Here is a 13569-nt window from a genome sequence, read left to right as displayed (position 1 = left end):
TCGAGGAAGGTACGCTGCACCGCAGTGGTAAATGTTAAGGTCCGGGAGTGCAGACTCACTCGGATCGATTTATCTTTTGTATGGTGTCTGGGGTGTGGGGTATATCGGGCGCAAGGAAGTTGCGCTGCTAGGTGAAACGAAAGGGAATAGTTTATGCAACGCAAGGTCACTAAGGCGGTGTTTCCGGTAGCAGGCCTGGGAACGCGGTTTCTGCCGGCGACGAAGTCCGTCCCGAAGGAGATCATGACCCTGGTCGACCGCCCGCTCATTCAGTACGCGATCGACGAGGCGCGGGCAGCCGGCATTGAAGAATTCATTTTTGTTACGTCGCGCGGCAAGAGCGCGCTGGAAGATTACTTTGACAGCTCCCCCGAGCTGGAAGCGTCGCTCCGCAAGAAGGGGAAAACCGATCTCCTGGAGGTGCTTGAGCACACCAACATGGAAAGCGGCGCCATCGCCTACATCCGTCAGCACAAGGCGCTCGGTCTCGGCCACGCAGTGTGGTGTGCCCGCCGGCTGATCGCTGATGAGCCCTTTGCCGTCATCCTTCCCGATGACGTCATTGCCGGCGAGAAGCCCTGTCTTCAACAGATGGTGGAGGCCTATCAGGACACGGGCGGATGCATGGTTGCGGCGATGGAAGTGCCGGCTCAGAAAGCCTCGGCCTACGGTATCCTTGATGTGGAGTCTGAAGACGGTGCCAAGGTGAAAATCCGCGGCATGGTTGAAAAGCCGAGCGCCGAGGAAGCCCCGTCGAACCTCGCCGTGATTGGACGCTATATCCTGACGCCCGACGTGATGGAGAACCTGAACCGGATGAAGACCGGTGCCGGAGGGGAAATCCAGCTCACGGACGCCATCGGCGACGAAATCGAGGCTGGTCGCGGTGTCTACGGCTATCGTTTCCGTGGCGAGCGGTTCGACTGCGGCTCCAAGGCGGGCTTCCTTCAGGCGACGGTTTCGTTCGGCCTCGCGCGGCCCGACCTGCGCGATGAACTTAGTGAGTTTCTCGACGAGCTTTCGGCTCTCAAGAATGCCGCCCAGTGAGGCTGCGGACTCACTGACGGACCGGAACCATACATGACCAAGATCCTTGTGACGGGGGGTGCGGGCTTTATCGGCTCGCACGCCTGTAAGGTGCTTGCACGAGAAGGCTATGAGCCCGTCGTGTTCGACAACATCTCCACTGGCTGGGAAGAAGCGGTAAAGTTCGGCCCGCTCGAGCGGGGTGACTTGCTCGACAAGGCGCGCGTCGAGGAAGTCTTCGCCAAGCATCGGCCGGAAGCGGTCATGCATTTCGCCGCTTTGAGCCAAGTCGGCGAATCCATGCAGCAACCAGGGTGGTACTGGCGGTCCAACGTCCTCGGGGCCGTGAACCTGTGTGAGGCGGCGGTGGAAGCGGGATGTCGTAAGTTCATCTTCTCCTCGACCTGCGCGACTTATGGCGACCAGGACGGGGTTGTTCTGGACGAGACCTCGCTCCAGATGCCGATCAACGCCTACGGCGCCTCCAAACGCGCCATAGAGGACATCCTGGCCAACTTCGACACGGCCTTCGGACTGAAGAACGTCATCTTCCGCTACTTCAACGTTGCCGGCGGGGACGAGGATGCAGAGGTCGGGGAGTTCCACCGGCCCGAAACCCATCTGATCCCGCTCGTCCTCGACGCCGTCGACGGCAAACGCGACAAGCTGACGGTCTACGGCACGGACTACGACACGCCGGACGGCACCTGCATCCGCGATTACGTGCATGTGATGGACCTCGTCGAAGCCCATGTGCTCGGGCTCAAGTGGCTGGAAAGCGGCAAGGACAGCCGCGCTTTCAATCTCGGAACGGGCTCTGGGTTCTCAGTGCGTGAAGTGATGGATGCCGCGGGCCAAATCACCAACCGACCGGTGCCCTATGAGGATGGTGCCCGTCGGGCCGGAGATGCCGTTCGCCTGGTCTCCGGCAGCAGCAGGGCCGTGGATGAGCTTGGCTGGCAGCCCCGGCGGTCGACCATGCCACAGATGATCCAGGACGCCTGGCGCTGGCATCAGACGGGCAACTACGAGAAGTAAGGGCGATAAAGGGGGGCGGGCAGGTCAGGCCTGCCTCGCCCCCGCTTGCCGTGGTGGGCGGCGCTGGGTCACCGTTATTGGTAAGAGTGGTCGTGTCAGACCGTCGCTGCCCCTCCGTGACACCTGCCGTTAACGGATCATGGCCGTGCTGCGCGCTTCTCGGCGGTCTGCTTCGCACAATAATCGAAGGCAATTTTGGAACAGACCAGATCGCGCTTTGGAACGTCGCTGTTTACCGACGTTCCCGCACAGCTTACGATGTTCGCAAATAACAAGACGAGCAGACAGGCAAACCGTGCTCCCATCCCGATCGGTTCCCTACCGTCAAGGCGCTCGCAAAGGGTGCCATAGCCCCGTTGCACAAAGGTTCGCGGCGTCCCCGATGGGGTGGGCGGCCCGGTGAGCGCGACCTCGACATATCGGCTCATGCTCAAGCGTCATGGATACCAGTTGCGTGCCTGGCGCCGGGGGCGAGATCTGACACCGGTGACGAACCGTACGCAGGCAATCCGCCCGCAGGACGTACTCGCCTTCACCACGCTTCGGAATGAACGGGTCCGGCTGCCCTATTTTCTCGACTACTACCGAGCGCAGGGCATCGGCCATTTCCTGATGGTCGACAACGCGTCTGACGACGGTTCACGGGACTACCTCGCCGAGCAGCCCGACGTCTCACTCTGGACCACACCAGCGAGCTACCGGGGCGCACGGTTCGGCGTGGACTGGTTGAATCGACTGCAACACAGGTACGGGCACGGCCACTGGACGCTCGTGGTCGACGCCGACGAATTCTTCGTTTATCCGTACTGCGATACCCGCCCGATTCAGGCGTTGACAGGATGGCTTGAAACCTGCGGCATGCGCAGTTTCTCCGCGATGCTGATCGACATGTATCCCAGGGGGCCGGTGGACGCGGAACCCTACAGCGAGGGGCAGAACCCCTTTGAGATTGCCAGTTGGTTCGACAACGGCAACTACTTCATCTCCCGCAATCCGGAGTTCCACAACCTCTGGATTCAGGGCGGCCCGCGAGCCAGGGTCTTCTTCCCGGACAAACCCGGCGCCGCGCCGTCGCTCAACAAGATCCCGCTCGTGAAATGGCGACGCGACTACGTTTACTTGCAATCCACCCACATGCTTTTGCCGCGCGCCCTGAACGTGACCTACGACGACCAGGGCGGGGAAATGACATCCGGGGCGCTGCTGCACGCGAAGTTTCTCAGCACGCTGGCACGAAAGGCGGCGGGAGACGTTCAGCGCAAAGCGTATTCCGGGCAGGGGCGCGAAAACCGTGCGAATGACACTCAGCTTCGCAATCGCCCGGTGCTGTGGACCCGTTGGTCGGAAAAGTACATCAACTGGCGGCAACTGGAGATTCTGGGCCTGATGTCCAAGGGGAACTGGGCATGACCGTAGGGTTCGTCATGCTGGTGGACGCGGCGCTGGAGCGAGCCGCGCAGGTGGCGCGCCACTGGGCGGAAAGCGGGTGCCCCGTGGTCATCCACGTGGACGCCGAGGTGACGAAGCGCAGCTACGACGCGTTCCGCAGGGACTTGGCGGACCTTGAGACCTTGGAGTTCGTCGAAACGCGCCGCCGGTGCGAATGGGGAAGCTGGGACAGCGTCGCCGCGACGATGGATGGGGCGGAGATGATGCTCGACGCCTTCCCGGATGTCCGCCACGTGTATCTGGCGACCGGTGCCTGCCTGCCTCTGCGCCCGGTCGCGGAATTGCAGACGCATCTCGCCGGCCGCCCGCACACCGACTTTATCGAGTCGGCTACTGTCGAGAGTGTCGACTGGTCCAAGGGCGGCTTTGATCGGGAACGCTTCACCTTCCGCTCTCCTCTCTCCTCCAGGAAACAAGGCTCCCTATTCGACCGGGTCGTCCGCCTGCAGCGCCGCTCGGGCCGCACCCGGCAGGTGCCGGAGGGCCTTGTGCCCCATCGGGGCTCGCCGTGGTGGTGTCTGACGCGCTCCACTTTGTCGGCCTTATTGCAGGACCCGCGGCGCAGGGAGTACGAAGACTTCTTCCGCTCTGTGCAGGCCCCCGACCAGAGCTATTTTCAGACGCTCGTCCGGAAATATGCTTGGCGGGTGGAAAGCCGATCGCTCACGTTGTCCAAGCTCGACTATCAGGGCAGGTCACAGACTTTCTATGACGATCATTTGCAACTGCTTCGCCGGTCGGATTGCTTTGTGGCCCGGAAGATCTGGCCGCTGGCGGAGCGGCTCTATTCGAACCTTCTGTCGAACGATCCCGGAGTTACGCAGAACGCCGAGCCCGATCCGGGCAAGATCGACCGGCTGTTCAACCAGGCGATCGAACGCCGGACGCGCGGACGCCCCGGCCTCTACATGCAAAGCCGCTTTCCGCTTCAGAAACGGGAAAACGGCGAATCCTCCGGCTCCTATTCCGTATTCGAAGGGTTTGACGATCTGTTCGACGACTTCGAGGCGTGGTTAAGCAAGACAACCGGGAATCGGGTGCACGGCCATCTCTACGGGCCGGGGTGCGCTGAATTTGCCGGCGGTGAAGCGATCTTCAATGGCGGCCTCAGCGACAGCGCGGCGATCCGGGATTACAATCCGTGTGCGTTTCTTAGGAATCTCGTCTGGAACACGCGGGGCGAGCGCCAATGCTTCATGTTCGGCCCTTCCGACAACCAAGACATAACCGACTTCATCGCCGGCGACCGGAATGCCCAGATCTCCGTCATCACGGGAACCTGGGCGATCCGGCTGTTTCGCCAGAAGGAGGCCCCGGAAGCCGTCCGAAAGGAGGCCGCCCGTTTGCAGCGGATCGAGCAGGAGCACGTGCGGATTCTGGGAGCGGACTGGGCCAAGGCACGCATTCGCATCTGGCCCCTCGCCGAGTTCATCGAGGCCCCGATGGACAACCTGCAATGCATCCTTGACGAGATCGGCCCAAGGGGCGCCCGACGACTGACCGAAGCGCCACGGTTGACCGACCTGACGGGGTTCGGGCGATTCCTGCAAGAACTGAAAAACGAGGGCATGGCCATTCACCTCGCCGGGGAATTTTCCGTGGGGCGCGATCCGACGCCAATAGTCCCTGACAGCCCTCGGCGCCTGGTGGTTAAATAGTCCACGGCACGCTTCGACGACGTCGTTTCTTCGCCGGGATGCGGGCGGGATCGAACTGGCTTGCCGACAGTCCTCGCCAAGAACCCGATCATCCGCGACACGGGTGGCTCCACCTCCGCGCGCAGATCAGACAAGTCCCTGTGTCCCGTCAGGCAGACTTAAAAGCCGCCCTACGCACTGGCTCGCGACATCTCCGACGAAGGTAGCGAAACGACTGTGAGGGGCCGCAGAATCGCGGTCTTGCGGCTCGAAGAGCGATGGAACGCCGGGTTATCAACCGTTCACTGCACCGCTCAGGCCGCTTGGGATTGCCCGGCCGTCAGGACCGTATGGAGCGTGGTCGGGTCGTCGTTGGCGCGGAGTTTCCCGCAGACGGCCGCGTCGCGCATCGTCCGCGAGATCAGCGCCAGCGCCTTGAGGTGGTCCACGCCCGAATTTTCGGGCGCGAACAGGGCAAAGACGAGGTCCACGGGCTGGCGGTCGACCGAGTCGAAATCGATCGGGCGCTCCAGGCGAAAGAAAACCCCCCGGACCTCGCTGGCATCCTTCAGCCGGGCATGCGGAAGTGCGATGCCATCGCCCACGCCTGTCGGCCCGAGGCTTTCGCGTTCGAGTAGCGCCTCCAGCGCAGCCTCGCTATCGAGGCCATAAGCCGACTCGGCCGCTTCTCCCAACCGCTGGAACAGCCGTTTCTTGCTGCTCGCGTCGGCGATCACTTTCACGGCCTCGGGTTTCAGGATGTTTGCAAGGTCCATTGTCCCTCCGCTCGCACCAGCTTGCGATCAGGATGAATCAGCCGAGATCCGACGGATCGATCCATCCGATGTTGCCGTCCTCGCGGCGGTAGACCACGTTGACGCTCGATTTGCCCTCAGGGCGGAATACGAGAACCGGCGCTCCGGCTAGTTCCATGTGCATCACGGCCTCGCCGACGGAAAGGCTGGGAATGTCGGTTTCCATCTCTGCAATTATGATCGGTTGCAGCGTTTCCGGTTCTTGCTCGTCCGCGTCGTGCTCCGACGCCGCGAGGATATACGAGGCCGCTCCGAAGACTTCAACCGGCTCCTTGCGATCCTTGAAGTGATCTTTCAGCCGGCGTTTGTAACGGCGGAGTTGCTTTTGCAGTTTCTCGCAGCAGTCATCGAAGGCGGTGTAGATCTCCGACGCCCGGCCACTCGCCTTGGCATTGAGTCCCGTAGAGAGGTGAACAACCGTCTCGCACTGATACTCGTGGCCGCGCTTTGAAAAGATCACCTGAGCGTCCGTCGGACGCTCCGCATACTTGGCTACGGCGTCGGCGAGCTCGGTCTTGACATGGTTGGTGAGGGATTCTCCGACGTCGATCTGGTGACCACTGATCTGGTAGCGCATTTCGCCTCCCTGGGTTGGAGTTAAGGGTTCGCTCAGCTAGCTGAGTGCGTACCCGAAAGAAAAGTGGAAAACGCGCGTGCTCCGTGGCTTTCCTCGGCGCCGACCGTCCCGGAGGCGTCGAGACTTGGAAAGCGCGAATGTCAGGGCGGAATGATGGGGCATTTTTCTTATTTGGCGACGGTTCGACCCCCGATGTCAACGGCCGCGTCGCGATCAAGCGCAACGATGCGGCCCCTCGATTGCACCCCAGGAGGGCACAAAATGTCCTTGATCCGTATCAAAGAGGCCCTTTCCATGGCCTCTCGTTGCCGCGTGGTAACGCGACGCAGCCTTCCGTTCAGCTAATTCGGAAGTTCTGACCCAGGTAGACGCGGCGCACGTTCTCGTCGCGCACGACATCCTCCGCCGACCCGCTCATCAGGACCTTTCCGTCGTGCAGGATGTAGGCGCGGTCGACAATTTCCAACGTCTCTCTCACGTTGTGATCGGTCACCAGCACCCCGATGCCCCGGTTTTTCAGATCCATCACGAGCTGCCGAATGTCGCCGACCGAGATCGGGTCCACGCCGGCGAACGGCTCATCGAGCAGCAGGTAGCGGGGTTCGGCGGCGAGGCAGCGGGCAATCTCCACCCGGCGCCTTTCGCCCCCGGAGAGTGACAGGGCAGAGGCGCGGCGCAGGTGTTCGATGCCGAACTCGGACAGCAGATCCTCCAGTCGCTCCCGCCGTTTGTGCCGGTCCCGCACGGCGATCTCGAGAATCGCCATGATGTTGTCCTCGACCGACATTCCCCGGAAGATCGAGACCTCCTGAGGCAGATAGCCGATGCCGTATCGTGCACGCCGATACATGGGCAGCGTCGTCACATCCCGACCGTCTATCTGAACGAGCCCGGATTCCGGGGTCACCAGTCCCGCGATGGAGTAAAAGCACGTGGTCTTTCCCGAACCGTTCGGCCCGAGCAACGCCACGACCTCACCGCGGCGCAGTTCCATCGTGACGTCGTGGATCACTGGGCGGCGGCGATAGCTCTTGCGCAACTGCACGACCTGTAAGCCGGATGTTCCCGGTGTCAGTGAAAGACCTCGCTCGCGCGCTCTCATTGCGCCGCTCCCTGCTGCTCCTGCGGCTGGAACACCACGCGCACGCGTCCCTCCATCACGCCGGTGCCGGTTTGCAGGTTTACCGTCAGTTTCTCGCCGGCCATGGCGTTGTCGCCCTGGGTCAGAAGCACGTCGCCCGTCATCACGACCTCGCCCGACTCGATGGTATAGACAGCCTCCTGCCCTTCGGCGGCCTCGGAGCCATTCACCAGCGTCACGCCACCCGTGGCATGAAGCCGTTTGATCTCCGTCGTGCCTGTCCCGGCGTCCCCGTATTCGACGTCGACCACCTCGCCGGTCAGACGCATCTCGCCCTGGCCCACGACCACGTTCCCGGTGAACTTGGCCCGCCCGTCGGTCTGGTTCACGTCGAGCTGGTCGGCGGTGATCTCCACCGGCAGCGAGCTGTCGTGGTCGGAATTGCCGAAGCCGATGGAAGCGCCCTGCGCGAACAGGGGGCCGGCAAGCAGGAGGAACGCCGTAGCAAACGGCAGGGACCGAAGAAACAATGCAGCACCTTACTGATTTTGCGGCAGGTATATCAGTTTGACCCCGTCCTTGAAAACCAGAGTCACGTCGTCTCGTTCCTGGCCCATCTGGGTCACGACCATGCGTCCGGCATCGATCCGCCCAAGCGGCCCTTCGGCCGTCACGGGGCCGGGCGTTTCCACGTCGGTCCGATTCAGCGCGGCGTTCAGTTCCTCCGCGTCGATGGTATATCCCGTGGAGGTATTGACCCGCACGTTGCCCTGGAGATGGGCGAGGGACTTAAGGGAATAGACGGTCCCCTCGTCGGCGCTGAGTTGGATCGAGCTGTCATCGCCCGTTTCCAGTTGACCGCGGATTCCCACCGCATCCACTACGTGGCCCGCAGTGTCGCGCGGGGTGGCGGTGCGCGCTGAAATATTCATGGCGCGCCCCTCCTTCGTCAGGCCCGCGAACTCCGGCGCTTCCACGCGCTGCTCGCTTGCCATCTCCTCAAGGTCCTTCTGTGAAAAAGGGAGCTTAGCGTCGGGGCCGGATCGGGCGACGAGAAAAAGGGTCGACAGCAGCGCGAGCGCCGCAAGCGGCAGAATGACCTTGAGCCAGGCGACGACTCGAGAATGGAGGTTGTCGCGCGCGGCCATGACGAGATCAGTGGGCAAAAATGTCGATCTCCGGCCAGCCGGCGAGGTCGAGTTTGGCGCGGGTCGGCAGGAAATCGAAACAGGCACGCGCCAGGTCCGTCCGGCCCTCGCGTTCCAGGCGACCATCGAGTGCAGCCATCAGGCGGTGCAGATAGAGCACGTCAGAGGCCGCGTATTCCTTCTGGGACGGCGTCAGTTCCGCCGCGCCCCAATCGCTGGACTGTTGCTGTTTGGACAGGTCGATCCCCAGCAGCTCCTGACACAGGTTCTTGAGCCCGTGCCGGTCCGTGTAGGTCCGCACCAGCTTGGAGGCGATCTTGGTGCAGTAGACCGGCGTCGCGAGAGCGCCGAAGGCATTGTAAAGTGCAGCGATATCGAAGCGGCCGAAGTGGAACAGCTTCAGAACGTCCGGATCGGACAGCATCCTTGAGAGATTCGGCGCCTCGGTCTGCCCACGCGCCACCTGTACGAGGTGGGCGTTTCCGTCTCCGCCGGACAGCTGAACGAGGCAGAGCCGGTCCCGGTGCGGGTCCAGGCCCATGGTCTCGCAGTCGATGGCGACCTGCGGTCCAAGGTCGAACCCGTCGGGAAGGTCATTCTGGTGGAGATGGATCGCCATTGGCCGGGCCTCGTGTCTTGGATACGCGCCCAGATACGAGCCCGGCGGCGCGATTTCAATGGCGACCGCCCGGGTCGGACGGAAGGTCGCCGGGTCAGTTCGCGGCGAACGCCAGGTCGGGCATGCTGTCGGACAGCACGAGAAACTGGCCGATCGCGTCACAGCCCGGAATGGAGAGCGTCAGGCTCTGGGTGTCAAAGGGGCTCCCGGCGTCGCGCAGAAGCGTTTCGGCCGACACGGCCTTGCCGCAGTTGGCTGCCGTGATCTCGGCCTCGATGGAGATTCGGATCGCGCCACGTTCGCGGGCCCCTGCGGACGGGTAGGAATAGATCTCGCTCACCCAGCCGCCGGGAATCGTGTCCCTGCCCAGGCGGGTCAGGAACCCGGCCCGCTGGCGCACAGCGCGTTCGGGCGAATACGGGGCCGTCGCATGGACATGTCCGGCGTCGCCGTAGCCCGCGCCAAACTCGAACGCATGAAGCTCCAGCCCGGCCTTTCCCTGCCATTGCAGCGCGACCCGCTCATAGGATTCCGCCTTCGGAACCTCCAGCGCGGTCTGCACCTTGGTGCCGTCGGCCAGCGTGATTTCGAACGTCGCATCATTCGCAAGCGCGGGGATCAGCTCGGTGAGGATCCCATCCGATCCCGTCACATCAGTAAAGTGCAGCCCTTCATGCCGGATGGTGACCACCTCGCCACCGTGACACGGCGCGCTAAGCCGCAGCCGCACGGTCGCGGCCGGGCCGGGTTCAGCCTTGAGTGTCGTATTGCACCGCAGGCCGAAGGGGCTGAAGGCATCGGTCTCGGCCACGGCCTCCGATCCTGCGCCGGTGTCCGCCGCGGGTGTCCGGTCGCCGAACATCTCAGGTGCGGGCAGCTCCAGGGTCACGATTGCCGGTTCGGCCGGCATCGTAGGAACCGCCTCGGCATAGGCGACTGGGACAGTCTCCGCCGAGGCCGCCTGGATTGGCTGCAGGGCCTGCGCTCCGGCGTCAGCAGAAGACATCATGAACCGCGAAGCCAGCGCTTCGGGGTCGATTGTCACGTAGCCGGTGGCAAGTGCCGCAAAGAACACCGTGCCGGCCATGGTCGTGCGCCGATTCATCTTCATGTCTGCCTCCACGCTCCAGCGTCTGTTAACAACCTAGGTAGGAAGTTGGGCACAGACGTGGCGAAGACCTGTCCTGTATCAGTCACTTCGATCGACCCGCAAATCAATGGGTCGCCTGGTACCGTTAAGAACATCCCAAGATGGTGCGCCGGCAGCGATATCTTGTGGATGTGTCAGAAGCGCCCGTGGCAGTGTTTGAACTTCTTGCCGGAGCCGCACGGGCAGGGATCGTTCCGGCCCGGATTGCCCCAGGTGGTTGGATCGGTCTCGTCGAATCCCTCCACCGCTTCGGTGGACTCGGAAGGCTGCACCTCGGCAGGGGCGGGGGGCACGGTAGCGCCGGGCGCGGCGTCGGCCTGCGCCTTGATTGCCTGGTCCGCCGCCTTCTGCTGGGCCATCATCTGCTGCATCATGGCCTGCTGTTCGTCCTGGCTCAGCGGGCGAACCTGAGACAGCTTCTTGCTCACGTCGGTCCGCAAGCTGTCAAGCATACCCTCGAAGAGCTGGAATGCCTCGTTCTTGTACTCGTTGAGCGGGTCCCGCTGCGCATAGCCTCGGAAGCCGACAACGGACCGCAGGTGCTCCAACGTCAGCAGGTGCTCGCGCCACTTGCCGTCGATGGTCTGAAGCAGGATCTGCTTTTCGATCATGCGCATGTTCTCGGCACCGAAATCCGCCGCCTTCTGCGCCATGAACTCGTCCGAAGCCTTGTAAAGGCGTTCGCGGACGTCGTCATCGTCCACGCCCTCTTCCTCCGCCCAGGCCATCACCTGCACATCGATCCCGAGATTCTCGATTGCGGCCGCATAGAGCTTTTCCGTCTCCCACTGGTCGGCGTAGCTCTTCTTGGGCATGTACTGATCGACAAGATCGTCGATCACCTGGTGGCGCATGTCCTGAACAATCTCGGACAGATCCTTGGATTCCATGATCTCCCGCCGCTGGCCGAAGATCACCTTCCGCTGATCGTTCATCACGTCGTCGAACTTCAGAAGCTGCTTCCGGATGTCGAAGTTGCGCCCTTCGACCTTCGCCTGCGCCCGCTCGAGAGACTTGTTCACCCACGGGTGGATGATCGCTTCGCCTTCCTTCATGCCCAGCTTGCCGAGCATGGCGTCGAGCCGCTCGGAGCCGAAGATGCGCATCAGATCATCCTCGAGGCTCAGGAAGAAGCAGGACCGGCCAGGGTCGCCCTGACGGCCGGAACGGCCACGAAGCTGGTTGTCGATCCGGCGGCTCTCGTGACGTTCGGTCGCCAGAACGAACAGCCCGCCGGCGGCCTTTACGGCCTCCTCCTCGTCCTTGTGAAGGGCTTCGATCTCGGCGCGGATCTCCTCCGGGTCGCGGTGCCCGTTGGCGGCGATGGCCTCCATCACCTTGAACTCGACGTTGCCGCCCAGTTTGATGTCCGTCCCGCGACCGGCCATGTTGGTGGCGATGGTGATCGCGCCCAGCTTGCCGGCGTCCGCCACGATCTGCGCTTCCTGCTCGTGCTGGCGGGCGTTCAGGACGTTGTGAGGGAGTCCCTCCTTCTGAAGCATCTGGTTCAGAATTTCCGATTTCTCGATGGAGGTCGTGCCCACCAGCACCGGCTGCCCCTTCTCGTGGGCTTCCTTGATCGCCTCGATGACGGCGGCGAATTTCTCGCGCCCGGTGCGATAGACCTGGTCGTGATCGTCCTCCCGCACCACCGGCAGGTTGGTCGGCACCTCGACAACGCCGAGGCCGTAGATCTCCTGGAATTCCTCGGCCTCTGTCGCCGCCGTGCCGGTCATCCCGGCAAGCTTGTCGTAAAGGCGGAAGTAGTTCTGGAAGGTCACGCTGGCGAGCGTCACGTTCTCGGGCTGGATCTCGCAGTCTTCCTTGGCCTCGATCGCCTGGTGCAGGCCGTCGCTCAGCCGGCGCCCGTGCATCATACGCCCGGTGAACTCGTCGATCAGGACGATCTCGCCATTGCGGACGATATAGTCCTTGTCCTTCTGGAACAGCTTGTGCGCCTTCAGCCCCTGGTTGACGTGGTGCACGATGGTCGTGCTCTCCGGGTCATAGAGGTTCTGCCCTTCCGGAAGGATGTCATAGCGGCGCAACCACTCCTCAAGGAACTCGTTGCCCTCGTCGGTGTAGGTGACGTTCTTCGTCTTCTCGTCGAGCTTGTAGTGCTCGTCCTGAAGCTCGGGGATAATCCGGTCGATGGTACGATAGAGCTCGGAGCGGTCCTGGCTGGGGCCGGAGATGATGAGTGGCGTGCGCGCCTCGTCGACCAGAATCGAATCGACCTCGTCCACGATGGCGAAGTTATGGTAGCGCTGGTTGATGTCCTTGAGCTCGGACCTCATGTTGTCGCGCAGGTAGTCGAAGCCCAGTTCGTTGTTCGTGGCGTAGGTCACGTCGGCCTTGTAGGCCACGCGCTTCTCGTCTTCGGGCTGCTGCGGGTAGACGACGCCAGTGGTCATCCCGAGCTGGGCATAGACCTTGCCCATCCACTCCGCGTCACGCCGGGCGAGGTAGTCGTTGACGGTGACGATGTGCACGCCCTTGCCGCTCAGCGCATTCAGATACGCCGGGAAGGTGGCAACAAGCGTCTTGCCCTCACCGGTCTTCATTTCCGCGATATTGCCCTGGTGGAGGAATACACCGCCCATGAGCTGCACGTCGAACGCCCGCAGGCCGAGCGCGCGCTTCGCCGCCTCCCGGCAGTTGGCGAACGCTTCCGGAAGCATCTTGTCCAGATCCTCGCCGCCCCGCGCGCGTTCCTGAAACTCCCGGGTCTTGCCGATCAGTTCCTCGTCGCTGAGTTTCTCGAACTCCGGCTCAAGGGCATTGATCTGGTCGATGACGGGTCGGGTCGCCTTGATCTTTCGGTCGTTCGGCGTGCCGAAGACCTTTTTCGCGATCGTTCCAATACCCAGCATATGTGCTCCGCCTTGACGCATTCGTGTGAGAGGATGCCTTGTAGGCCCCTCCGCGCATCGTTACCAAGCATCCAACGAAGAGCCCGTCCGCCTCCCGGACAACGCGGGATGTAAGGGCGCGCCGTTACAGTGTCAACGCCGCGGAGGAGCGCGGCT

At 62.7% G+C, this 13569-nt stretch carries 12 protein-coding genes; 4 read left to right on the top strand and 8 right to left on the bottom strand.

What is annotated here, in order from left to right; all coding sequences use genetic code 11:
- Nucleotides 1-153: 153 nt before the first annotated feature.
- The 4 genes from galU (at nt 154) to BM075_RS14870 (ending at nt 5171) form a co-directional block, all read left to right on the top strand.
- Nucleotides 154-1047, top strand: a complete 894-nt coding sequence (gene galU, locus BM075_RS14885) for a UTP--glucose-1-phosphate uridylyltransferase GalU (protein ID WP_093361492.1) — start codon at nt 154-156, stop codon at nt 1045-1047.
- Nucleotides 1048-1080: 33 nt separating this feature from the next.
- Nucleotides 1081-2064 (top strand): UDP-glucose 4-epimerase GalE, encoded by a 984-nt coding sequence (gene galE, locus BM075_RS14880; RefSeq protein ID WP_093361491.1) that lies wholly within the window; start codon nt 1081-1083, stop codon nt 2062-2064.
- A gap of 426 nt (nt 2065-2490) precedes the next feature.
- The gene (locus BM075_RS14875; RefSeq protein ID WP_093361490.1) at nt 2491-3474 is read left to right on the top strand and encodes a glycosyltransferase family 2 protein; all 984 of its coding nucleotides are present in this window, start codon (nt 2491-2493) and stop codon (nt 3472-3474) included.
- Nucleotides 3471-5171 (top strand): DUF5927 domain-containing protein, encoded by a 1701-nt coding sequence (locus BM075_RS14870; protein WP_093361489.1) that lies wholly within the window; start codon nt 3471-3473, stop codon nt 5169-5171. The genes BM075_RS14875 and BM075_RS14870 overlap by 4 nt, the downstream gene beginning before the upstream one ends.
- A 293-nt stretch (nt 5172-5464) precedes the next feature.
- On the opposite strand, the gene BM075_RS14865 is transcribed toward BM075_RS14870, so the two are convergent.
- The 8 genes from BM075_RS14865 to secA all read right to left on the bottom strand — a co-directional run bounded on the left by BM075_RS14865 (nt 5465) and on the right by secA (nt 13413).
- Nucleotides 5465-5926 carry a PTS sugar transporter subunit IIA gene (locus BM075_RS14865; protein WP_093361488.1) on the bottom strand — a complete coding sequence of 154 codons (462 nt, stop codon included), beginning with the start codon at nt 5924-5926 and terminating at the stop codon, nt 5465-5467.
- A 37-nt stretch (nt 5927-5963) separates the two neighbouring features.
- Nucleotides 5964-6542: a ribosome hibernation-promoting factor, HPF/YfiA family gene (gene hpf, locus BM075_RS14860; protein WP_093361487.1), complete on the bottom strand. Its 579-nt coding sequence runs from the start codon at nt 6540-6542 to the stop codon at nt 5964-5966.
- 337 nt (nt 6543-6879) lie between these two features.
- A complete protein-coding gene (gene lptB, locus BM075_RS14855; RefSeq protein WP_093361486.1) occupies nt 6880-7644 on the bottom strand; it encodes an LPS export ABC transporter ATP-binding protein in 765 nt (254 codons plus the stop codon).
- Complete coding sequence (locus BM075_RS14850) at nt 7641-8153, bottom strand: LptA/OstA family protein (protein ID WP_245758860.1); 513 nt, start codon at nt 8151-8153, stop codon at nt 7641-7643. The genes lptB and BM075_RS14850 overlap by 4 nt, the downstream gene beginning before the upstream one ends.
- A gap of 9 nt (nt 8154-8162) precedes the next feature.
- Nucleotides 8163-8789, bottom strand: coding sequence for an LPS export ABC transporter periplasmic protein LptC (gene lptC / locus BM075_RS14845; RefSeq protein ID WP_177208365.1), 627 nt, complete (start codon nt 8787-8789; stop codon nt 8163-8165).
- On the bottom strand, nt 8779-9390 hold the full coding sequence (locus BM075_RS14840) for a ribonuclease D (RefSeq protein ID WP_093361484.1): 612 nt from the start codon (nt 9388-9390) through the stop codon (nt 8779-8781). The genes lptC and BM075_RS14840 overlap by 11 nt, the downstream gene beginning before the upstream one ends.
- Before the next feature lie 94 nt (nt 9391-9484).
- Nucleotides 9485-10501, bottom strand: a complete 1017-nt coding sequence (locus tag BM075_RS14835; protein WP_093361483.1) for a hypothetical protein — start codon at nt 10499-10501, stop codon at nt 9485-9487.
- A gap of 173 nt (nt 10502-10674) precedes the next feature.
- Nucleotides 10675-13413, bottom strand: a complete 2739-nt coding sequence (gene secA / locus BM075_RS14830) for a preprotein translocase subunit SecA (protein ID WP_093361482.1) — start codon at nt 13411-13413, stop codon at nt 10675-10677.
- Nucleotides 13414-13569: the final 156 nt, after the last annotated feature.

This window comes from Tropicimonas isoalkanivorans (assembly GCF_900112335.1).
Taxonomy (GTDB): domain Bacteria; phylum Pseudomonadota; class Alphaproteobacteria; order Rhodobacterales; family Rhodobacteraceae; genus Tropicimonas; species Tropicimonas isoalkanivorans.
The sequence above is the reverse complement of the archived record's forward strand: the minus strand, read 5'-3'. Positions and strand labels throughout refer to the sequence as shown.

Coding starts and splice junctions, on each gene's coding strand:
- galU (WP_093361492.1), top strand. CDS start 154: ATGCAACGCAAGGTCACTAAGGCGGTGTTTCCGGTAGCAGGCCTGGGA.
- galE (WP_093361491.1), top strand. CDS start 1,081: ATGACCAAGATCCTTGTGACGGGGGGTGCGGGCTTTATCGGCTCGCAC.
- BM075_RS14875 (WP_093361490.1), top strand. CDS start 2,491: ATGCTCAAGCGTCATGGATACCAGTTGCGTGCCTGGCGCCGGGGGCGA.
- BM075_RS14870 (WP_093361489.1), top strand. CDS start 3,471: ATGACCGTAGGGTTCGTCATGCTGGTGGACGCGGCGCTGGAGCGAGCC.
- BM075_RS14865 (WP_093361488.1), bottom strand. CDS start 5,926: ATGGACCTTGCAAACATCCTGAAACCCGAGGCCGTGAAAGTGATCGCC.
- hpf (WP_093361487.1), bottom strand. CDS start 6,542: ATGCGCTACCAGATCAGTGGTCACCAGATCGACGTCGGAGAATCCCTC.
- lptB (WP_093361486.1), bottom strand. CDS start 7,644: ATGAGAGCGCGCGAGCGAGGTCTTTCACTGACACCGGGAACATCCGGC.
- BM075_RS14840 (WP_093361484.1), bottom strand. CDS start 9,390: ATGGCGATCCATCTCCACCAGAATGACCTTCCCGACGGGTTCGACCTT.
- BM075_RS14835 (WP_093361483.1), bottom strand. CDS start 10,501: ATGAAGATGAATCGGCGCACGACCATGGCCGGCACGGTGTTCTTTGCG.
- secA (WP_093361482.1), bottom strand. CDS start 13,413: ATGCTGGGTATTGGAACGATCGCGAAAAAGGTCTTCGGCACGCCGAAC.